The organism is Streptomyces sp. NPDC096079, from assembly GCF_040303145.1.
In the GTDB taxonomy this organism is placed as follows: Bacteria; Actinomycetota; Actinomycetes; order Streptomycetales; family Streptomycetaceae; genus Streptomyces.
Window position 1 is genome coordinate 339,471 of the sequence record NZ_JBEOST010000004.1, and the last position, 19,389, is coordinate 358,859.

Annotated in this window: 19 protein-coding genes and 2 pseudogenes; 12 read left to right on the top strand and 9 right to left on the bottom strand. The window is 70.8% G+C overall.

Features of this window, described 5'->3' with window-relative positions; all coding sequences use genetic code 11:
- Positions 1–22 precede the first annotated feature (22 nt).
- The 6 genes and pseudogenes from msrB to ABTY59_RS11890 all read left to right on the top strand — a co-directional run bounded on the left by msrB (position 23) and on the right by ABTY59_RS11890 (position 4,170).
- The gene (gene msrB / locus ABTY59_RS11870) at positions 23–427 is read left to right on the top strand and encodes a peptide-methionine (R)-S-oxide reductase MsrB (RefSeq protein ID WP_352018761.1); all 405 of its coding nucleotides are present in this window, start codon (positions 23–25) and stop codon (positions 425–427) included.
- A gap of 200 nt (positions 428–627) precedes the next feature.
- Positions 628–1,716, top strand: a pseudogene (locus tag ABTY59_RS37650) (WXG100-like domain-containing protein); the annotation flags it as partial.
- 279 nt (positions 1,717–1,995) lie between these two features.
- A pseudogene (locus ABTY59_RS37655) lies at positions 1,996–2,403 on the top strand (YwqJ-related putative deaminase); the annotation flags it as partial.
- 9 nt (positions 2,404–2,412) lie between these two features.
- Entirely contained in the window at positions 2,413–2,886 is a 474-nt protein-coding gene (locus ABTY59_RS11880; RefSeq protein ID WP_352018762.1) for an SUKH-3 domain-containing protein, read from the top strand.
- Positions 2,879–3,274 (top strand): YwqJ-related putative deaminase, encoded by a 396-nt coding sequence (locus ABTY59_RS11885; protein ID WP_352018763.1) that lies wholly within the window; start codon positions 2,879–2,881, stop codon positions 3,272–3,274. The genes ABTY59_RS11880 and ABTY59_RS11885 overlap by 8 nt, the downstream gene beginning before the upstream one ends.
- Positions 3,271–4,170 (top strand): SUKH-3 domain-containing protein, encoded by a 900-nt coding sequence (locus ABTY59_RS11890; RefSeq protein WP_352018764.1) that lies wholly within the window; start codon positions 3,271–3,273, stop codon positions 4,168–4,170. Before ABTY59_RS11885 ends, ABTY59_RS11890 begins: the two co-directional genes overlap by 4 nt.
- 12 nt (positions 4,171–4,182) lie before the next feature.
- Here the strand turns inward: ABTY59_RS11890 and ABTY59_RS11895 are convergent, their stop codons facing one another.
- Positions 4,183–4,968 (bottom strand): SDR family NAD(P)-dependent oxidoreductase, encoded by a 786-nt coding sequence (locus ABTY59_RS11895; protein WP_352018765.1) that lies wholly within the window; start codon positions 4,966–4,968, stop codon positions 4,183–4,185.
- Between the two features lie 123 nt (positions 4,969–5,091).
- Between ABTY59_RS11895 and ABTY59_RS11900 the strand changes: the two genes are divergently transcribed.
- Both ABTY59_RS11900 and ABTY59_RS11905 read left to right on the top strand, forming a co-directional pair.
- Positions 5,092–6,474, top strand: a complete 1,383-nt coding sequence (locus ABTY59_RS11900) for a phage baseplate protein (protein WP_352018766.1) — start codon at positions 5,092–5,094, stop codon at positions 6,472–6,474.
- Between the two features lie 65 nt (positions 6,475–6,539).
- Positions 6,540–7,007 (top strand): hypothetical protein, encoded by a 468-nt coding sequence (locus ABTY59_RS11905; RefSeq protein ID WP_352018767.1) that lies wholly within the window; start codon positions 6,540–6,542, stop codon positions 7,005–7,007.
- 42 nt (positions 7,008–7,049) lie between these two features.
- Here ABTY59_RS11905 and ABTY59_RS11910 read toward each other — a convergent pair whose 3' ends face one another.
- Positions 7,050–7,889, bottom strand: a complete 840-nt coding sequence (locus tag ABTY59_RS11910) for an NmrA family NAD(P)-binding protein (RefSeq protein WP_352018768.1) — start codon at positions 7,887–7,889, stop codon at positions 7,050–7,052.
- A gap of 179 nt (positions 7,890–8,068) precedes the next feature.
- Between ABTY59_RS11910 and ABTY59_RS11920 the strand changes: the two genes are divergently transcribed.
- Positions 8,069–9,025 (top strand): cupin domain-containing protein, encoded by a 957-nt coding sequence (locus ABTY59_RS11920; protein WP_352018769.1) that lies wholly within the window; start codon positions 8,069–8,071, stop codon positions 9,023–9,025.
- Here ABTY59_RS11920 and ABTY59_RS11925 read toward each other — a convergent pair.
- Together ABTY59_RS11925 and ABTY59_RS11930 are read right to left on the bottom strand one after the other, a co-directional pair.
- On the bottom strand, positions 9,006–9,245 hold the full coding sequence (locus tag ABTY59_RS11925; protein ID WP_352018770.1) for a DUF397 domain-containing protein: 240 nt from the start codon (positions 9,243–9,245) through the stop codon (positions 9,006–9,008). The genes ABTY59_RS11920 and ABTY59_RS11925 overlap by 20 nt on opposite strands.
- Positions 9,242–10,075, bottom strand: a complete 834-nt coding sequence (locus tag ABTY59_RS11930; protein ID WP_352018771.1) for a helix-turn-helix domain-containing protein — start codon at positions 10,073–10,075, stop codon at positions 9,242–9,244. The genes ABTY59_RS11925 and ABTY59_RS11930 overlap by 4 nt, the downstream gene beginning before the upstream one ends.
- Before the next feature lie 150 nt (positions 10,076–10,225).
- Here ABTY59_RS11930 and ABTY59_RS11935 point away from each other — a divergent pair, with 150 nt between their 5' ends.
- Both ABTY59_RS11935 and ABTY59_RS11940 read left to right on the top strand, forming a co-directional pair.
- Positions 10,226–10,690 (top strand): ATP-binding protein, encoded by a 465-nt coding sequence (locus ABTY59_RS11935; RefSeq protein WP_352018772.1) that lies wholly within the window; start codon positions 10,226–10,228, stop codon positions 10,688–10,690.
- 83 nt (positions 10,691–10,773) lie between these two features.
- Complete coding sequence (locus ABTY59_RS11940; RefSeq protein ID WP_352018773.1) at positions 10,774–11,163, top strand: VOC family protein; 390 nt, start codon at positions 10,774–10,776, stop codon at positions 11,161–11,163.
- A 79-nt stretch (positions 11,164–11,242) separates the two neighbouring features.
- Here the strand turns inward: ABTY59_RS11940 and fusA are convergent, their stop codons facing one another.
- Together fusA and ABTY59_RS11950 are read right to left on the bottom strand one after the other, a co-directional pair.
- Positions 11,243–13,228 (bottom strand): elongation factor G, encoded by a 1,986-nt coding sequence (fusA, locus tag ABTY59_RS11945; protein ID WP_352018774.1) that lies wholly within the window; start codon positions 13,226–13,228, stop codon positions 11,243–11,245.
- A 242-nt stretch (positions 13,229–13,470) separates the two neighbouring features.
- A complete protein-coding gene (locus tag ABTY59_RS11950) occupies positions 13,471–13,878 on the bottom strand; it encodes a VOC family protein (protein WP_352018775.1) in 408 nt (135 codons plus the stop codon).
- Positions 13,879–14,033: 155 nt separating this feature from the next.
- On the opposite strand from ABTY59_RS11950, the gene ABTY59_RS11955 reads away from it, so the two are divergent.
- A complete protein-coding gene (locus ABTY59_RS11955; protein ID WP_502995355.1) occupies positions 14,034–14,669 on the top strand; it encodes a nucleoside/nucleotide kinase family protein in 636 nt (211 codons plus the stop codon).
- Positions 14,670–14,725: 56 nt separating this feature from the next.
- Here the strand turns inward: ABTY59_RS11955 and ABTY59_RS11960 are convergent, their stop codons facing one another.
- From ABTY59_RS11960 to ABTY59_RS11970, 3 genes are all read right to left on the bottom strand, one after another.
- Positions 14,726–15,106 carry a DUF6086 family protein gene (locus ABTY59_RS11960; protein ID WP_352018777.1) on the bottom strand — a complete coding sequence of 127 codons (381 nt, stop codon included), beginning with the start codon at positions 15,104–15,106 and terminating at the stop codon, positions 14,726–14,728.
- Positions 15,097–18,762 (bottom strand): ALF repeat-containing protein, encoded by a 3,666-nt coding sequence (locus ABTY59_RS11965; RefSeq protein WP_352018778.1) that lies wholly within the window; start codon positions 18,760–18,762, stop codon positions 15,097–15,099. Before ABTY59_RS11965 ends, ABTY59_RS11960 begins: the two co-directional genes overlap by 10 nt.
- 135 nt (positions 18,763–18,897) lie before the next feature.
- Positions 18,898–19,389: FG-GAP-like repeat-containing protein (locus tag ABTY59_RS11970; protein WP_352018779.1), on the bottom strand; the 492-nt coding region annotated here is incomplete at its 5' end.

Genomic DNA, 19,389 nt, shown 5'->3' on the forward strand with positions numbered 1-19,389 from the left:
GAACCGAGGGAGTGGACGAACGATGGCGTACGAGGTCGAGAAGTCGGACGAGGAGTGGCAGGCCGAGCTGAGCCCGTCGGAGTACCAGGTGCTCCGGCTCGCCGGCACCGAGCCCGCCTTCCGGGGTGAGTACACGGACACCAAGACCCAGGGGGTCTACTCCTGCCGCGCCTGCGGCGCGGAGCTGTTCACCTCGAACGAGAAGTTCGAGTCGCACTGCGGCTGGCCCTCCTTCTTCGACCCGAAGGACAGCGCCGCCGTCGAGCTGATCGCCGACACCTCCCACGGCATGGTCCGCACCGAGGTCCGCTGCGCCCGCTGCGGCTCCCACCTGGGCCACGTCTTCGAGGGCGAGGGCTACCCGACCCCGACGGACCAGCGGTACTGCATCAACTCGATCTCGCTGCGCCTGGAGCCGACGGAGTAACGCCCCGGCGGAACGACGGAAGGCACGAGGGGCTCACCCCGGATCCGCATCCGGGGTGAGCCCCTCGCACCGTGTCCGGCCCGCACCGGCCCCGTAGCTGAGGCCCGGAGGCCCTCTCCGTCCGCCCCCGGACGGTTCGTCAGGCAGCCGTTGTGGTAGGAATGTTGCGGATTGCAAACAGCCGGCACGGGGGGTACGACATGGCTGTCACGGTTCCTGACTGGGCGGACACGCTTCTCGATCTCATCGGGGTGGCGTGGCCGAATGTCGACGAGGACGCGTACCGCGAAATGGCGGACGCGCTGCGGGAGTTCGCGGACGACCTGGAGGACGACGGTCAGCTCGCGAACAACCATTTCGAGCGGCTCCTGTCCTCGGGGCAGGGCGAGGCGATCGACGCCCTCGACGAGCACTGGGGGAAGGTCAAGGGCAAGCACTTCAAGGACATCGCGGGTGCGGCCCGCACGATCGCGGGCGGTCTGGACACGGCGGCCGGCGCGATCGAGGGGATGAAGCTCGCGGCGGTGGTGCAGCTCGGCTACCTCGCCTCCGAGGCGGGCATCGCGCTCTCCTTGATCCCGGTCACCGGTGGTCTGTCCGCGCTGATCGGCGCGGGGGCGATGCGGGCCACGCAGGAGGTGATCAAGCGGCTGATCAAGGAGTGCGTGGAGGAGGCCGTCGGGTACGTCGTGGCGGCGATGACCGAGCCGGCGGTGGCCGCTCTGGAGGGCATGGCCGCGGATCTGGTCGTGCAGCTGGGCGCGATGGCGATCGGTCTGCAGGACGGGGTGGACCTGGACCAGACGAAGCAGGCGGGCAAGGACGGCTTCAAGGACGGGGTGCAGTCCGGCAAGGAGGCCATGAACCTGGCCTCGGCCGGAGGAGGCGGTGGAGGTGCGAAGGGCAGTGGCCTGAAGAACCTGCACATCGAGCACTCCGAGCACACCCACGCCTCGACCCAGCTCGACGGCGTCAGCGTGCGGATCCACGGCAAGACCACGGGCAAACTCACGAAGGCGAAGACCGCGCACGGCCGGACCCGGGGGCGTGACTCGATCGCCGACGCGATCGACCCGATCGCCGACAAGGCGATGGAGGCGCTGACGAAGGCCGCGAAGTCGATGGGCGACCACGTCGGGCAGACGCTGCCGAAGGTCGTCAAGCAGATCTCCACCGACCACAAGAACACCGACGACGACCTCCGCGACCGCTTCGCCCGCCAGAACAAGGGCGACCACGACAACAAGGGCGGTGGAGGCGGCGGCGGCGGTGGTGGTGGCGGTGGCGGAGGCGGGAACGGCGGCTCCGGCTCCGGGGGCGACTCCGGCGGCCGGCGCATCACCCCGTCCCCGCCGTGGCACGGCAGCTCGGCGGGCAACATGCGGCACCACCGGACGGACCCGCTCGACGTCAGCCACCTGACCCCCGAGCAGCAGCGTGAGGCGCTCGTCCAGGAGGCCCGTGACCTCGCCGACAAGGCGCGCAAGGCCGACCCGAAGAACGAGAACGACCCCAAGCACCAGATCGACCTCGCCAAGACCCACTTCCCGCCCGGCACGAACCTGCTCGACGGCTCGTGCGCCGGCAGTCTCCTGCACGACGGCGTCGTCACGAGCCACTCCAGCGCCACCAAGGGCGCCGGTCAGAAGACCCCTGACCTGCACCCGGCGATGCAGTCGATCTACGATCAGGTCGACCAGCAGATCAAGGCCGACGGCGGCTTCCCGGGCGCGGGTCATGGAAAATGTGCCGAGGCGAACCTGGTCTCGGACCGTCTCCGGCAGATGGACCCCCACGGCACCGGGATCACATCGGTCGACCAGGTCCGCGACGCGATGAAGGGCTCGCAGGTCTACAGCGTCCAGATCGGCGAGCAGATCAAGCCCCACCCCCTCGGCCACGGCAAGTACAAGCCGCCGTGCCGGTCCTGCGAGATAGCGATGGACATGGCCGGAGTCACGGCGTACGCAGGATAAGGAGCACACATGCCGCAGATGAACACCCCGGAGGACGTCGACGCCTGGTTCCGGGAGTACGGATGGTTCCCGGGCCGGGACGTGGCGGAGACCGTACCGGCGCTGGTCGCCGAGATCGTCGAGGAGTACCGGGAGGCAGGCCACCCCGTGGAGCTCTTCGAGGCCGCGTCGGCCTTCCTCGCCGAGCACGGCGGCCTGCGCCTGACGATCGACGCCCGGCGGGAGGACCACCTCTACTTCTCGCCGTACCTGGGCCACCGGTCCATGCCGGAGGACGCCGCCGAGCTGAGCCGGGGCCTCGGCGTGCGGCTCTTCCCGGTCGGCATCGACGACTCGGAGGGCTCGCCCGTCCTGATCGACGAGCGGGGCCGGTTCTTCTACGTGCACCACACGGGCGCCTACTACATGGGCGCGGACAAGTACGAGGCCATGATCTCCCTCGCCCATCCCCCCATGCAGGACGCGGAGGACCTCTATGTCTGACCTCATCCCCGGCACGGCGGCCTCGCTGCTCCTCCACGGAACCATCACCAGCCACACCAACCTCACCGGTGACGGCGAGCCGCAGCTCCACCCCGCCGTGCGGGCGTTCTTCGACGAGCTCCCGCCCGCCCTGCGCGAGCCCTTCGTCGGCTACTGCGCCGAGTCCGCGCTCGTCTCCGACGAGCTCCTCGGATGGGACCGGCAGCGCGGCGACGGCCGTGCCGCCACCCTCGACGAGGCCGTCCCGCACTTCGCCGGCGCGGCGATCGTCGCGCGCAAGATCCGCCCGCACGGCGACCCCGAGCACGGCACCGAGGCGGTCGTCTGCCGTTCCTGCACGGCGCTCCTCGACCGGCTGGGCGTCACGATCCTCCACGACCGGGCATGAGCGACGTACTGACGGACGCGGGCTGGCGGCCGGGACGCGACGCCGGGGACGCCGCCATGCTCGCGATCCTCGTCACGGTGACCGTCGGCGCGGAGCTCTTCCCCGCCGCCGAGCGGGCCCTGCGCGAGTTCCACGGCCTCACCGTCCTGCCCGCCCCGACCGGCGGCCGGGAGGTCGCCGCCGTCGGCAGCGTCGTCGACCCCCGGGAGGCCCGCCACGACGTCCCGAACCTGAACCGGCTCGCCGGTTCCCTCGGACTGCGGCTCTTCCCCTTCGGCCGCACGGACACGGACGCGCCGCTCGCGGTCGACGAGCACGGCCGGCTCCTCGCGTTCGGCCCCGGCGGGCCCTGGCTGCTCGGGGCGACGGTCCACGACGGCCTGACGGCACTCGCCCACGGCACCGCCCCGGTACGGCTCCGCGCGCCGCGCTGGCGTCACGCGCTGCCCGGCGGCGCGCACGACCTCGGCGCGGCGGTCCGGGCCGCGCTCGTCGCCGTCTACGTCCTGCACAGCACGGGCGTCTTCGGCGCCCGCGCGCTGCACCTGCGGGCCACCACCCTGCGGGGGATCGGCGTCGTGGCCGTCGACGAGGAGTTCCCGCTGCGCCGGGGCGCCCTGGAGGACAACGCCGGGCCGCTGACCGAGGCGATGACCGCCCGCGTCGAGGCGGCCGGAGCGCGGCCGGGCTCCTGCGAACTGACCCTCACGGTGCCGGTCCCGCCCGGGACGGAGGGCCCGCCGTCGACGGTCGTCTGCGCGGTGACGGTGGGCGGTGAGACCGAGGGCCCCGCCCTGACCCTGTCGGCCGCGGTGTCCGCCACGACCGGTCCGACGGCGAAGGCCCTGGAGGCCTGCGCCGGGGCGCTCGCGGACTGGGCGGCGTCCTTGACCTGAGGCCGGCCTCTCCTAGTGGACGGAGAACCCGCCGTCCACGAAGAGGGACTGGCCCGTCACGTACGCCGAGGAGGCGCTCGCCAGGAAGACGGCGGCGCCCGCGAAGTCCTCCGCCAGGCCGTTGCGCCCGACCATCGTGCGCGCGGCCAGGGCGGCGACCTTCTCCGGGTCGGAGGAGAGCCGCTGGTTGAGCGGGGTCATCACGAAGCCGGGGACCAGGGTGTTGGCGGTGACCCCGTACGGGGACCAGGCCTCGGCCTGCGAGCGGGCGAGCGACTCCAGGGCGCCCTTGGACACCCCGTACGCCCCGCTCTGGACGAACGCGCGGTGCGCCTGCTGCGAGGTGATGTGGATGATCCGCCCGAAGCCCCGCTCGGCCATCCCGGGCCCGAAGCGGCGGCCGAGCAGGAACGGCGCCTCCAGGTTCACGGTCATCGTGGTGTCCCACACCTCGTCGGCCAGCTCGCCGAACGGCGGACGGAGGTTGATCCCGGCCGAGTTCACCAGGACGTCCGGCTCCCCGAAGACGGCCGCGGCCGCCTCCGCGCCCGCCTTGATGCCCTCCCGGGTGCTCAGGTCGGCGCTCACCCACGCGGCCCGGCAACCGTCGGCCGTCAGCTCGTCGACGGTCGCGACGAGTTCGGCCTCCTTGCGGGCCATGACCACCACGCTCGCCCCGGCCCGGGCCAGGGCGCCCGCGATCGCCTTGCCGATGCCGGAACTCCCGCCGGTGACGAGGGCGGTGCGCCCGTCGAGCGAGAACAGCTCGGAGAGGTAGCCGGAGGGAGTGCTGCTCATGGAGGTCGCTCCTCGTATCGATGGCGGGCAGGTACACGCATCCTGGCACACGCCCGCGGAACGACCGTGTGATGATCTTCTCTTCATGATGAGGATCCGTCAGGGATCCCGGGGGAGAGAACCATGGGGAACACGGACGCCAACGGCGTCGACCTGTCCGGCGTCACCGGCAGGCTCATCCAGACGGTCGACCTGGTGAAGGGCCCGGCGCCGCAGGCGATCGCCACCGACACCCGCAACGGCAGGGTCTTCGTCCTCCAGATGGAGAGCGGCAGCCAGCAGGACACCGAGCAGGGCAACATGCGGCTCAACCGCATCGACCGCCTCACCGGCAAGGTCGAGGGATCGATGCAGCTGAGGGGCTTCGGGCACGGGATCTCGATGGGCGTGGAGCCGCAGGGCGACACGACGTACATCTGGACCGAGGTCGGATCGTCGGCGGCGGCACCGCTGCACCTCACCAAGAAGGACGGCAAGGTCACGGCCGCGTTCGGCAAGGCCGTCACACGCTTCCCGTACGCCGACGACACGATCCTCCAGGCGGACGATCCGGCGCTGCGGAAGTTCACGCCGCCCGGCAGCACCTCGGGCACCGGACCGTCGGTCGACCCCGTGAACAACCTCCTGTGCGTCATGTACCACAAGGGCGGCAAGCGGACCTTCACGCGCTACGACCTCGCCGCGGCCGCCGCCGGCTCCTGGGTCCCGGTGGGCACCACCTTCGTCATGAGCGACTGCGACGGGCAGCCCGCGACGTGCGTGGACGAGGAGACGACCCCCGCCGTGCCCGCCCGGTACCCCCTGGAGAGCAGGCTCACCTCCCAGGGCTACACCGTCCTCGGCGACGTCCTGTACTGGTACCAGTGGGCGCCCTACCTCGTCGACGACGACCCGGACACGCTTCCCGCCGACGGCTTCCCCGGGGTCGCCTTCCTCACCTCGTACGACTGGACGACCGGCAAGCGGTTCGACCGGCAGGTCGTCACCGGCGCCGACGGCCTCACCCGGCGCGAGCCGGAGGGCGTCGCCGTCGAGGTCGACCCGGAGACCGCCGAGACCAGGCTGCTCTTCGGCTTCAGCAACACCGTCCCCGGCACCACCGGTTCGCGTGACGTCACGATCGGCTGGTACCCGACGAAGCCCGGCGTCGACGGCGTCAAGGTCCTCGCCGACTGGGAGGACCTCGCCCTCGAACCCGGCATCCAGCCCGGCGCCCAGCAGCCGCGCGGCCGCCTGATCGCCCTCGCCGGCACCACCTACCTCCAGCTGCGCGGCACCCTCACCCGCACCCCCGGCCTGACCGCCAGCGGCAGGATCGCGACCCTGCCGCACCGGCTGCGCCCGACCCACCTGACGCGCGCGAACGTGCCCCGCAACAACACCGCCGGACGCAGCGTCTGCCGCATCGAGACGGACACCAGCGGCGCCCTGCGCGCCTACGGCGCCACCAGCGACAACCCCACCACCTGGATCGACCTCGACGGCGTCTCCGTCGCCTGGCGATGAGCCCCCGCCGCGCCGCCGCCCCCGCACAGCCGTCCGCCCGCCCCACCCGATCCGGAGGATCGCGCATGACCCCGCACACGACCAGCCGCCGTTCCCTGCTCACCGCCGCGCTCGCCGCCCCGGCCGTCGCCGTCGGCGCCCCGCTGCTCTCCGCCGCCCCCGCCGCCGCCGACCCCGCGGACGGCTGCCAGGTCGTCGTCGACTGGAAGCCGATCACCCTGGAGGCCGGCGTGCAGAACGACGCCCTCTCGCCGGCCGAGGCCCGCGTGATCCGCCTCGCCGGCACCGAGTTCCTCCAACTGCGCGGCCTGGTGACCTGTGACCTCACCGGCGACAGCACGCTCGGCACGCTCCACGGCGACATCCGCCCGCCCAAGCTGACCCGCGGCGTCTGCCCCCGCAACAGCAGCCAGGGGATCAACGCACTGAGCATCGAGGCCACCACGGCCGGCGTCGTCAACGTCCTCGGCCCCCAGGTGACGAACAAGGTCACCTGGATCCAGCTGGACAACTTCTCGTCCGTGCTGCGCTGACGGCCTGCCGCGGGGACGTCACCGGACCTGGCGGAGCGCCGATCAGCCCTGCCAGATCCCGGTCGCGGCGGTGGCCCTGACGTAGTCCGCGAAGTCGCGCGGCTCGCGGCCCAGGGCCCGTCGCACACCGTCGCCGACCGTGGCGAAACGGTTCTCGGCGATCCAGCCGAAGAGCGTGTTCAGCAGGCCCGTGAAGTCCTCCGGCAGTCCGCGCCCGGCCGCGTGCGCCGCGAACTCCTCCGGCGAGGCCGCACGGTACGTGATGTCCCGGCCCGTCGCCCGGGCGATCTCGTCCGCGACCGCGCCCAGGCTCCACAGGCGCGGCCCGGACAGCTCGTACGCCTCCCCGGCGTGACCGTCCTCGGTGAGCGCCGCCACCGCGACGTCCGCGATGTCCTCGACGTCCACGAACGGCTCCGTGCCGACCCCCGCCGACCACACGACCTCGCCGTCGACGAGCTGCCCCCGGAAGAACGGATCCTCGCCGAAGTTCTGCGCGAACCAGGCGGGCTTGAGCAGCGTCCACTCCGCGCCCGACTCCCGCACGGCCCGCTCGCACGGCAGCTTCTCCTCGCCCTCGGGCACGACCCAGTCGCGGTGCGAGAGCAGCACGAGCCGCCCGACACCACGGGCGGCGGCGAGCTGGGCGAACCTGCTCATGGACTCCCCGGCGTCGCTCCGCATCGAGTCCACCAGATAGGCGGCCCCGACGCCTTTCAGTACGGGCTCCCAGGTGTTCTCGTCGTTCCAGTCGAAACGGGCGGCTCCCCCGCGGGAGGCGGCCCGGACGTCGTGCCCGCGCTCCTTGAGGCGGGCGGTCACCCGGCGGCCCGTCTTGCCGGTGGAGCCGAGGACCAGGATGGGTGCTGTCTTCGTCGTCATGCGACCAGTGAAACGGCGGGGTGGTGAGCGGCGGAATGGTCCATCCGCTCAGCCCGATGTCCGAGAAGCTCAGCGCCCACCGCATCGCCGGTGACGACAACCCGCTCGCCCTGGTCCGCCTCGCCCTCGGGCCCCCCGCCGACCCGGGGCCCCGTCGGGCCTCGCCGTAGACTCGGAATGTGGATCCGCTCGCGAGCCTGCTGTACGAAGTCCGTTCCGAGGGTGCCTTGTTCAGCAAGAACATCCTCGTCCCGCCCTGGTCGATCGGCTTCGCCGACGGGACCCCGCTCGCCGTCGTCACCATGCTCCGGGGCTCCGGCTGGATCCTCCCCGGCGGCGACGCCCCGCCGGTCGCCCTCGGTCCCGGTGACGTGGCCGTCGTGACCGGGGGCGAGCCGTTCTCCGTCACCGACGACGCGAGCGCGCCGACAGCGCCGTTCTACGTCGTCCACCCCGGACACTGCACGACCGCCGACGGCGAGGACGTCAGCGAGGAGGTCATCCTCGGCCTGCGCACCTGCGCCAACGCCCCCGGCGGCACCACCGTGCTCCTCACCGGCAGCTACCAGGTCGACGGACGCGTCTCCGAACGGCTCATAGGCGGCCTGCCCCGCGTCCTCGTCGTCCCCCAGGAGGGCGAGGTCAGGCCCGTCCTGGAGCTCACCGACATCGAGATCGGCCGCGAGGACCCCGGCCAACAGGCCGTCCTCGACCGGCTCCTGGACCTCCTGCTCCTGTCCACGCTCCGCGAGTGGTTCGCCCGCCCCGAGGCCGACCCGCCCGCCTGGTACCGCGCCCTCGGCGACCCCGTCGCGGGCCGTGCCCTGCGTCTCATCCACGACCGGCCCGCGCGCCCCTGGACGGTCACGACCCTCGCCGAGGCGACCGGCGTCTCCCGCGCCACCCTCGCCCGCCGCTTCGGCGACCTCGTGGGCGAACCGCCCATGACGTACCTGACGGGCTGGCGCCTCGCCCTGGCGGCCGACCTGCTGGCCCGTACCGACGCCACGGTGGACTCGATCGCCCGACAGGTCGGCTACCGGAGCGCGTTCGGCCTGAGTGTGGCCTTCAAGCGCGTGTACGGGACCAGGCCGAGCGACCACCGGGCCCCGGCCGTCAGCCCAGCCGGCCGATGAACTCCGTCCAGGTGGCGGGGGAGAGGGCGAGCTGGGGGCCGGTGGGGCGCTTGGAGTCGCGGACGTGGACGGTGGAGGGGCAGGCGGCCACCTCGACGCAGTTGTCGCCGCTTCCGCTGCTGTAGCTGGACTTGTGCCAGGAGAGGGCGACTTCGACGCAGTTGTCGCCGCTTCCGCCGCTGTAGCTGCTCTTGAACCAGGCCAGTTCAGTGGTGCTCATAGTGCTCCTCGGATCTCCTGCAACAGGCCCACGGACGCTTCTACAGACAGAGCCTGTGCCCGCATCCTGGCATATCGCTGCTGGAGGACGCTGACGACTTTGGGGTCGGAGATCAGCTGACCGGTTTCATGACCTTCGCAGTACGCGTACCAGGTGTTCTCCTCGGTCTCCAGGAGACACAAGGGGCCACCGAGACCGGCGTGATACCCGCGAGATTGCGGCATGATCTGAATGTCGATGTTGCGGCGCTCGCCGACGGCGAGGATGTGGTCGATCTGCTCGCGCATGGCTTCCGGAGTGGCCACCTGGCGGCGCAGAGCGGTCTCCTCCATGATGAAGCTGAAGATCGTCTCGTGGCGCTCCGCGAGGATCCGCGTCCGCTCCATCCGCCGGATCAGGTTCGACTCGATCTTGTCGTCGCCCATCGCCGGGATCTGCTCCTCGAAGAGCGTCCGGGCGTACGCGGCCGTCTGGAGCAGGCCCGGAACCAGCCGGTTCTCGTACGTGTACAGCGTCACCGCCAGCGGCTCCAGCTCCGCCCAGCCCTCGAACCACTTCGCCAGGCCCGCCTTCCGCGTCAGGTGCTTCGCCGCCGCCGTGAGCGCGCCGAACGCGTCCAGCACCTCCTCCGCGCGCGCCACGAACTCCTTCGACGGCAGCCGCCGACCCTGCTCGATCGAGGCGATCGTCGGGACCGAGTAGCCCACGCGCGGGGCGAACTGTTCCTGCGTCAGGACCGCCCGTCTCCGGAAGACCTTGACCACTTCCCCGAAAGCCCTCAGGCTCTCCGACGTCTCCGGTTCGCTCCCCTTCGGAACGTCATCCGTCACCCCGCCACCTCCCGTACCCGTGTGCTCGCGCGGAACCGCATCCAGGTTCACCGATAGTCACCGGTACGGTCCAGAGCGTGAACCCGTACGCTGCCCAGCGTACGGGTTCCTGAGCTGGCAACTCCCCGGGCTCGTCGCCACATTGGCCCCATGACCTCCCCCCTGACCCGCGAACCGGTCGTCACCGTACGTGTGTTCACCCAGCGCTTCAGTTCGACCCCGCGCGGCGCCCGCCTCGCCCGGCGGCTCGCCCTCCACCAACTCGACCGCTGGCGGGTCCCGTACGGCTCCGACACCTCCGACGTCGCCGCGCTCCTCGTCGCCGAGCTGGCCGCCAACGCCGTCACCCACGGCCGGGTGCCCGGGCGCGACTTCGAGCTGGCGCTCGCGTACACGCCCGGGCTGCTGCTCCGGATCGACGTCTCCGACGCGCGGGGCGAGCGGCGCCCGGCCGCCGTGGCGCCGGGGCCCCTCGACGAGGGCGGGCGGGGGCTGCTCCTCGTCGGGGCGCTGGCCTCGCGGTGGGCGGTGCTCGACCGCGCACCGGTCGGGAAGACCGTACGGGCCGAGCTCGACCTGCCCCGGGCCCGGAGCGGTGGGCCGTCGGTTCCCTGAGGGCCGGCGACGTCGGAAATGAGCGCGACTCCGCCGGACGACCGGCGTACGCTGAGCCCCTTTCCGCGCTGCCTGGGAGAGAAATGACAAGCAGGTTCACCGAGTTGGCCGTCGACTGCCACGACCCGGAGGCGCTCGCGGCCTTCTGGTGCGAGGTCCTGGACTTCAAAGTGATCGACCGGAACGAGGAGCTGGTCGAGATCGGCTCCTGGGAGCCGACGGTCGAGGACATCCGGGCCCGCCAGATGCCACCCACCCTGTACTTCGTCCGGGTGCCCGAGGGCAAGACCGTGAAGAACCGGCTGCACATCGACGTCAGCCCGATCGACGGCAGCACCGAGGACGAGGTGACCAGGCTGCTCGGCCTCGGCGCCGCCAAGGCGGACGTGGGCCAGGGACCGGGCCGGAGCTGGGTGGTCATGGCCGACCCCGAGGGCAACGAGTTCTGCGTCCTGCGCACCCTGGCGCCGTAGGGCCAGGACCTGTGCGCGTCGCGGCCGGTCCCGGCGCCGCGCGTCCGGCCCGCACGGTGTGTGCGGGCCGGACGCGACCTCAGCCCCGCGCCGCCTGGTATCCGGCCGGGCGGGTGGTGAAGGTGCCCCGGCCCTGGGTGCGGCCGCGGAGACGGGACGCGTAGCCGAAGAGTTCGGCCAGCGGGACCGTCGCCGAGACCACCGCCGTACCGGAGCGGGTCGTCTGGTCCGTGACCCGGCCCCGGCGGGCCGCGAGGTCGCCCAGGACCGGGCCGACCGACTCGGCGGGCACGGTGACCGTCACCTCGACCACCGGTTCGAGCAGGGTCATGACGCTCGCGCGGAGCGCCTCGCGCAGGGCGAAGCGGCCCGCCGTGCGGAACGCCATCTCCGAGGAGTCCTTCGGATGCGTGGCGCCGTCCGTGAGCGTGACCCGGACGCCCGTCACCGGGTGGCCGCCGAGCGGGCCCTCGACGAGGGCGTCCCGGCAGCCGGCCTCGACCGCGCGGACGTACTCCTGCGGGACGCGGCCGCCCGTGACCGTCGACGTGAAGACGAACTCGTCGTCGGCCGCGGGCTCGACGTCGAGGACGACGTGGGCGAACTGGCCCGCGCCGCCGTCCTGTTTGACGTGCCGGTGGAGGAGGCCCGCGACGCCCTTCGTCACCGTCTCCCGGTACGCGACCTGGGGACGGCCGACCGTGACCTCAAGGCCCCGGTCGCGCCGCAGCTTCTCCACCGCGACCTCCAGGTGCAGTTCGCCGAGCCCGGACAGGACGGTCTGGCCCGTCTCCGGGTCGGACCGCACCACGAGCGACGGGTCCTCCTCGGACAGCCGGGCGAGGGCCGTCGCGAGGCGGCCGGTGTCCGTGCTGCGACGGGCCTCCACGGCGACCGAGACCACCGGGTCGGCGGTCGACGGCGGTTCGAGGACGACCGGCGCGTCCGGGGCGCACAGGGTCGCACCGGCGCGGGCGGACTTCGGTCCGACGACGGCGACGATGTCACCGGCGCGGGCCTCGTCGACCTCCGTCGCGCGGTCGGCCTGCACGCGCAGGATGCGGGCGATCCGCTCGGTGCGGCCGGCGGTGGCGTCGAGCACGGTGTCCCCTTTCCTGAGCGTGCCCGCGTAGACGCGGAGGTAGGTCATGCGGCCGGTGGCGGAAGCGTTCACCTTGAAGGCGAGCGCGGTGAACGGCGCCCCGGGGTCCGCCGGGACCTCGCCGCGCACGGGCGGCAGGTCCGAGGGGGCCGGGAGGTACGCGACGACGGCGTCGAGCAGCGGCTCGATGCCCCGGTTGCGGTACGCCGAGCCGCACAGCACGACGACGGCGTCCCCGGAGAGGGTGAGGTCGCGGAGGGCGGACGTCAGGGTCTCCCCGGACAGCGCGTCCTCCCCGCAGAACTCCTCCAGGGCGCCCGGGTGCAGCTCCGCCACCGTCTCCTCCAGGCGTCGCCGGCGGTGCCGGGCCTCGTCCCGGAGGTCGTCGGGGACCGGCAGGTCGGCGAACGTGTCGGCGCCGTCGGCCCACACGTACGCCCGCATGCGGACCAGGTCCACGACGCCCGTGAAGCCGTCCTCGCGGCCGATGGGGAGCTGCACGGGGAGCGGGACGGTGCCGAGGCGGTCGCGCAGGGAGGCCACGGCGGCGTCCAGCTCCGCGCCGGCGCGATCGAGCTTGTTGACGAACGCGATCCTCGGGACGCCGTGGCGGTCGGCCTGGCGCCACACCGTCTCGCTCTGCGGCTCGACGCCCGCGACGGCGTCGAAGACGGCGACGGCGCCGTCGAGGACGCGCAGCGAACGCTCGACCTCGTCGGAGAAGTCGACGTGACCCGGGGTGTCGATCAGGTTGACGCGGTGGCCGGCCCAGTCGCAGCTGACGGCCGCGGCGAAGATCGTGATGCCCCGGTCCCGCTCCTGCGGGTCGAAGTCGGTGACGGTGGTGCCGTCGTGGACCTCGCCGCGCCTGTGGGTGGCGCCGGTCAGGTAGAGGAAGCGTTCGGTGACGGTGGTCTTGCCGGCGTCGACGTGGGCGAGGATGCCGAGATTGCGGACGCGCATGGTGGTGCCTTTCGCTGCTGCGTGAAGAACGGGCAGCGCGATTCCCGGGGCGGTTCGGTCACACCGCGGGTCGGCGATGGCGGGCGCGCAGCCGCCACCGGCCGGAGCGAGAGGCGAGGATCACGTCGAAACGGCGCGTACGCACGGTCGGCTCCCCTCGGTGGACACTCTCGCGGCACGGCACACCGGTCGGTGCGCCGTGCCGCGAGTGTAGGGAGAGCCGCCGCGCGGGCGACACCGAATTACTCGGCGGGCTGCAGGAGGTCCCAGCGGTTGCCGTAGAGGTCCTCGAAGACGGCGACCGAGCCGTACGGCTCGTGGCGCGGCTCCTCCAGGAACTTCACGCCCGCCGCGGCCATGCGCTCGTGGTCGCGGGCGAAGTCCTCCGTGTGCAGGAAGAAACCGACCCGGCCGCCGGTCTGGTGGCCGACCGAGGCCTCCTGCTCCTCGTTCTTGGCGCGGGCCAGGAGCAGCCCGGTGTTGCCGAGGCCGCCGACACCGGCCGCGCCGCGCGGGCGGACGACGACCCAGCGGCTTCCGTCGCCCCGGTCGGTGTCCTCGACGAGCTCGAAACCGAGGGCGTCGGTGTAGAAGGCGATGGCCTGGTCGTAGTCGTGGACGACGAGGGTGACGAGTGCGATGGACGGCATTACTCCAACGTAATGCGTGGAAGCGGTGGATTCGACCCGCGGCCACCCGCGTCGTGCCGGGGGATGACCCTTGCGGGGGGAGGGGGCGAATCAGGGTCGGGGACAGGGGTGGGGGAGGGGTGGCCCGAGGGGCCGGGGGCCGCACCGGTGCGAGAATGCCCCGCATGGACGTGCGGGAGTTCGATCGGCTCGCCGCCCGGGCGCGGGGGCTCGCCGTGCCGGGGGAGCGGCGGATCCTCGGGATCGCCGGGGCGCCGGGGGCGGGGAAGTCCACGCTCGCCGGACGGCTCGTCGACCGGCTCGACGGGCTCGCCGTGCTCGTGCCCATGGACGGGTTCCACCTCGCACAGGCGGAACTGGAGCGGCTCGGACGCGCCGGGCGCAAGGGAGCGCCGGACACCTTCGACGCCGCCGGGTACACCGCGCTCCTCGCCCGGCTCAGGACCCCCGTCCCCGGCACCACGGTGTACGCGCCGGCGTTCGACCGGGCCCTGGAGGAACCGGTCGCCGGGGCGGTCCCCGTCGCCCCCGAGGTCCCGCTCGTCGTCACCGAGGGGAACTACCTCCTGCACGACCGGGACGGCTGGGCCGGCGTCCGGCCCCTCCTCGACGAGACCTGGTACCTGGACCTGGACGACGGCCTCCGCGTCCCCCGGCTGATCGACCGCCACGTCCGCTTCGGCAAGTCCCGCGCCCAGGCGGAACGCTGGGTCCACGACTCGGACGAGGCGAACGCCCGCCTGGTCTCCCGGGGCCGCGCCCACGCGGACCTGGTCGTGACGGTGGACTGAGCGGGCACACGGCAGCCGCGCCTCGTGGCTGCCGTGTGGTCTCCCGCCGGTGGGAGTCAGTCCGCAGGCATGTACCGCACGTAGGCGTCGAGGTCGTCCAGCAGTCCGTCCTCCCGCTCGAGATGGCGAGTGAGGGACCCGCCGCCCCTCTCGAGCATCACGATGGAGGTGAGCAAGAACCCGCGCAAAAGCCCGTGCAGAACGAAACTATTGGTGGAGCAGTACTGGTCGTAAAGGGCTTGGGTGAACCGCTGAAACTCGGCCAGCTCCACGTCGCTGCCACCGATTTGCTCGTTCTCGGTCAATCCCGTGGGAAGACCGGTCATCCTGCCGAACTCCTGGGCGAGGGCCACGTATGTCTGGCCCACCCTGAGCGCCGGATCCCAAAGAGTGCACGACCTGTCGGGAGTTTCAAAGGGGTAACTCACTAGAACCATTTCGTCTTGAAGGTCACTGTCGGGTATTTCTCTCGAAGTTGCCTGAACCGATCCTCGACCAGCTCTACGAAACGCGGGTCCTGGTTCGGTCGCGTGAACCGGAAACCAATCTCGGCATCCCTGTAGAATTCAGGAAGGTGTTGGCGGGCCTTCAGATACTTCTCGACCTTACCTTCGATCTGCTTCTTTATCCAGACTTCATCGTCCCAGCCGCCGAGAACGTGCTTGTCTTCCCACAGGGTATTGCCTTCGAAGAAGTCGATGTCTGTGATTATCTTTCCCGTTTCGGGATCGATGACGTCGTGGTCCTTCAAGCCTTCCAGGCAGCCCGTGGCGCCTGAAGCAGTATTCCGGAACACTGAGATCGCCGCACTGGACGGAACCATCGAGGTTGTCGCACCGATGAGCTTGCAGCCACGTTGCAGCAGTTGGAGACGGTCCAATGCCTTGTCGAGAGCCCTGAACTTGCTCCCGAGCAGGACGTCCGCACCGAGTTCCCAGCAGCTTTCGAAGTCCTTGTTGTCGAGACACGACTCGAGGTTTCCGAAGCCGGTCGTTTCGAGGAGGAAGTTACCTCCTGTAGTCAGAGCCTCGCCGAGTTCATCGGTGTAAGAGTAGAGCTCACAGGAAACCCAGTTGTGCTGGCACCAGCGCGTGAACTGCTGAGGATCGCAGGGGACAATTGCCTGACCACAGCGGTACTGCTGTCGAGCGACGTAGCCCGGGTCCTGCATTGCCTTTTGCTTCTTCTCAAGAGCAGCCTTCCTCCGGGCTGTCTCTTCCTCACGGTACTTCTTGACCGTGATTGTAAAGGTTTCCTTCGCTGCCTCGAGTGCTGCCCCCGCGTCCTCGCCGGCGGCGAGGTAGGACTGGCGTGCTTGCTCTGCGGACGTCCAGGCAAGGGTTGCGGAAACTTGCGCCATCTCTGAAGAGAGGGTGGCATCCGAAGCGGACAGGGCCGCGTTCTTCGCATCGGCGGTGGCCGCGTTCGCTGCGTCACGCGCCGTCGCTGCGGAGACAGCGGCGCTGGCGGCTGACGCTTCGGCGTCCTTCGCGTACTGATCGGCCTCCGCAGCGTGTGTTTTGGCGTCCGCCGCTGCGTCCTGAGCCTTGAGCGACCAGTTGTTGGCCTCTGTGGCCGCCTTGCGTGCGTCCGCGGCTACCTTCTGCGCCAACGCTGCATTCCTCTGCGCCCCGGCTGCGATCACGGCGGCATCGGCTATCAGCTTGCGGACCTGAGCAACGTGAGTGGCGCTGAGGTGGTCCTTGCGCGCCGCCATGTACTGCCCGGATGCGATGAACGCATGGAGGACTTGAGGCGAGCCTTCGAACGCAACCTTCGCCGCAGACCTGACCTCAGGTGTTCCAGCGGAGATCAGCTGGACGACTCGCACCCGCTCGTCCTGGGTACGAGCGTTGAACTGGCCCTTGGTCAGGAACTCGCTGTACCTCTTGGGGGCACCGCTGTTGAGCGCTGCTCTGCCCTCGTCGGTGACGACGGGGCCGCCCTGTGAGATGACCTGCGAGATCGCGAGGCGCATAGCCTGCGATGCCACTTGGTACTGACCGTCGCTGACGAAGGTCGCGACATCGGCGGCGCTTCCACTCAGTGCGGTCTCGGCCGCAGCGCGGATCTCCGGGGTTTCGCTTTCCTCGGCGAGGCGCTCGACGTACGAGCGGTCGTCCTGTTCTCTGACCGTTGCCCAGCCGTTCTTCAGGTAGTCGACAACGACCTCGTCGGGTCCGGTCAAGGCAGCTTCAGCTGCGGCCCGTCCCCAGGCCGTACCCTCCTTCATCACCTGCACGGCCAGCTTGCGGCCCTGAGTGGAGACGGACGGAATGTCGGCGCCGGGCTCGGAGAGGATCGCGACAAGGCGGTCTCGCTCGGCCTCACGGTTCTTGCCGGCCGTCTCCACCTCTGTGGCCTTCGCCGTGCGTGCGATGTCGGCTGCCTTCTGGTCGCGGGCGAGCTCGATCCCGGCATTGGTGCGTCCCAGGAGTTCCTCGGCCTCGACCTTTCGGGCGAGTTCGAAGATCTTCTGAGCCTGCAGCACCGCGCTGGTGGCAGTGTTCGCCGATTGGGTCGCGGCGTTGGCGTGGGCTGTCGCCTTGGTTGCGGCAGTAGCGGCATCGCCCGCGTGGTCCGCGGCGTCCTCGGCTGCGGCTGCGGCATTGTTGGCATGAGTCGCCGCTGAGCGAGCCGCGTCGCGGGCTTGGCCTGCTGCGGTCGCGGCGTCACGGGAAAGATCCTCGGCCGCGGCGGCGGCTCGGTTGGCCTCATCGGCGTGACGCTGGGTCGCAGCGGCTGCGGCGCGGGCCTCGGCGGCGGCCGCGCTGGAGCTTCCAGCATGGGTACTCGCCTCGATCGCGGCGTTTGCGGCGATGGTGGCGTTGACGCCGGCGCTGGCGGCGGAGGCTGCGGCGTCACCGGCGGCGGTCGCGGCCTTGGACGCCTGATCTGCAGCGTCTGCAGCGAGGTTGGCGTTCTTGGCGATGGCGCGCGCTTCCTCGGCAGCGGTGCGCGCCGAGGCGGCGTTGCTCGCGTCGACGGCCGCATCGGCGGCTGCCGCCTGGGCGCGGGCTGCGGCCTGCGAGGCAGCCGCCGACGCGGCGGCTGCCTGGGCGGCGGCGTTAGCGGCGATGCGTGCCGAGTTGTTCGCCGCGTTGGCTGCGCTGATCGCCTTTTGGGCAGCCTTGGCAGCCAGGGAAGCAGCCGAGGCAGCCCGCTTTGCCGCGCCGGCCGCCTTCTCGGTTTCGCCCTTGGCAGCCTCGGCTTCCGCCTGGGCGGTCAGGGCGGCCTTCTTGGCTTCAACGGACGAGTCGGCAGCTTCCTTCGACAACGCCTTGGCTGTCTCGGTTTCCCTCGCGGCCTGCCTGCCTGCTTCCTTCGCCTGCGCCGCGAGTTCCGCGACTGTGGCGCGTTCCTCGTCCTTGTTGCGGGCGACGAACTGGCCGACTTCCAGGAACTCCCGCCGGTCAGCCGCCGTGCCGTTGAATGCGAGACGGCCTGCGGCCTTCACGTTGCTACCGCCCACGCTGATGATCTGGGCGATCTGCACCCTGTCATCCTGCGCTTCAGCGAGTTGGTGCCCCGTGCGGAGGAACGTGCTGACGTCCTCGGACGTGCCGTTGAGTGCTGCTCGGCCGGTCTCCTGAACGACTGGGCGGCCGGTGCTGATGATCTGCGCAACCTCAATGCGCCGGTCCTGCTGCGCAGGTGCTTCCCAGCCGTCGTCCAGGAAGTCCTCTACCGCTAGGGGGTCGGGGAACGCAGCGCGGGCTGCTGCGATCAGCTCTGTACCACCTACGCTCGCGAGCTGGGCTGTGCGGGCTCGTCGCTCCTGGGCGACGAGTTCCCCTGCGGAAGCCAGAAAGGCTTGGACGTCAGAGTCGCTTCCGGCCAACGCTGCCTCGGCGGCCGGCCTCACGAGAAAGCCGCCGGCCTGCCAGTACTCGACGACTCGACCACGGTCGGTCGTGGTCACATCCGACAAGGCGGCAAACTGTACTTCCCCACCTTGATCGTGATCAGTCGATCGGGGTGCTGTTCCCAGCAAGCCCAGCGTCAACGCCATGAACGACAGTCCCAGTGTCGACGTTCTCAGCGCACGCATGCCTATGCCGGGACTTTGACGCTCCTGGGTTCGTGGACTCATCAGCCACTCATCTCTTGCTCTGGCAGTTCTGGTTACTGCCCCAATTGCTGTCCCAAATAAAGGCCAAGCGCCACCCGAGGAACCCGGGTGGCGCGTCATCGCATGAGTGTGCTCACATGATGGCCTGACTTCCGGCTAAAGCACGTCGCCCCCATTGACGATGGCAAAGCCGGCGCCGGTGTTCTGGCGCAAGGCGACCCTGCCGTCGCTGAAGGTCAGGACGACCATGTCAGCCTTCTTATCGCCGCCGCTGCCGCCGGTGTAGACAGAATCGGCGAAGTAGAGGCGGCCGAGGTCGGTGCCTGTGACGAATCGGCTCCAGCCGGTGCTCCAGTTGGTGCCGCCGTTGAAGCCGGCGCCGGTGTTGAGGCGGATGGCGATGTTGCCGTCGGTGGTGTGGACGATCATGTCGGCCTTGTTGTCGGCGTTCATGTCGGCGAAGTAGAGGCGGCCGAGGTCGGTGCCTGTGACGAATCGGCTCCAGCCGGTGCTCCAGTTGGTGCCGCCGTTGAAGCCGGCGCCGGTGTTGAGGCGGATGGCGATGTTGCCGTCGGTGGTGTGGACGATCATGTCGGCCTTGTTGTCGGCGTTCATGTCGGCGAAGTAGAGGCGGCCGAGGTCGGTGCC

Coding starts and splice junctions, on each gene's coding strand:
- msrB (WP_352018761.1), top strand. CDS start 23: ATGGCGTACGAGGTCGAGAAGTCGGACGAGGAGTGGCAGGCCGAGCTG.
- ABTY59_RS11880 (WP_352018762.1), top strand. CDS start 2,413: ATGCCGCAGATGAACACCCCGGAGGACGTCGACGCCTGGTTCCGGGAG.
- ABTY59_RS11885 (WP_352018763.1), top strand. CDS start 2,879: ATGTCTGACCTCATCCCCGGCACGGCGGCCTCGCTGCTCCTCCACGGA.
- ABTY59_RS11890 (WP_352018764.1), top strand. CDS start 3,271: ATGAGCGACGTACTGACGGACGCGGGCTGGCGGCCGGGACGCGACGCC.
- ABTY59_RS11895 (WP_352018765.1), bottom strand. CDS start 4,968: ATGAGCAGCACTCCCTCCGGCTACCTCTCCGAGCTGTTCTCGCTCGAC.
- ABTY59_RS11900 (WP_352018766.1), top strand. CDS start 5,092: ATGGGGAACACGGACGCCAACGGCGTCGACCTGTCCGGCGTCACCGGC.
- ABTY59_RS11905 (WP_352018767.1), top strand. CDS start 6,540: ATGACCCCGCACACGACCAGCCGCCGTTCCCTGCTCACCGCCGCGCTC.
- ABTY59_RS11910 (WP_352018768.1), bottom strand. CDS start 7,889: ATGACGACGAAGACAGCACCCATCCTGGTCCTCGGCTCCACCGGCAAG.
- ABTY59_RS11925 (WP_352018770.1), bottom strand. CDS start 9,245: ATGAGCACCACTGAACTGGCCTGGTTCAAGAGCAGCTACAGCGGCGGA.
- ABTY59_RS11935 (WP_352018772.1), top strand. CDS start 10,226: ATGACCTCCCCCCTGACCCGCGAACCGGTCGTCACCGTACGTGTGTTC.
- ABTY59_RS11940 (WP_352018773.1), top strand. CDS start 10,774: ATGACAAGCAGGTTCACCGAGTTGGCCGTCGACTGCCACGACCCGGAG.
- fusA (WP_352018774.1), bottom strand. CDS start 13,228: ATGCGCGTCCGCAATCTCGGCATCCTCGCCCACGTCGACGCCGGCAAG.
- ABTY59_RS11950 (WP_352018775.1), bottom strand. CDS start 13,878: ATGCCGTCCATCGCACTCGTCACCCTCGTCGTCCACGACTACGACCAG.
- ABTY59_RS11955 (WP_502995355.1), top strand. CDS start 14,034: ATGCCCCGCATGGACGTGCGGGAGTTCGATCGGCTCGCCGCCCGGGCG.
- ABTY59_RS11960 (WP_352018777.1), bottom strand. CDS start 15,106: ATGGTTCTAGTGAGTTACCCCTTTGAAACTCCCGACAGGTCGTGCACT.
- ABTY59_RS11965 (WP_352018778.1), bottom strand. CDS start 18,762: ATGAGTCCACGAACCCAGGAGCGTCAAAGTCCCGGCATAGGCATGCGT.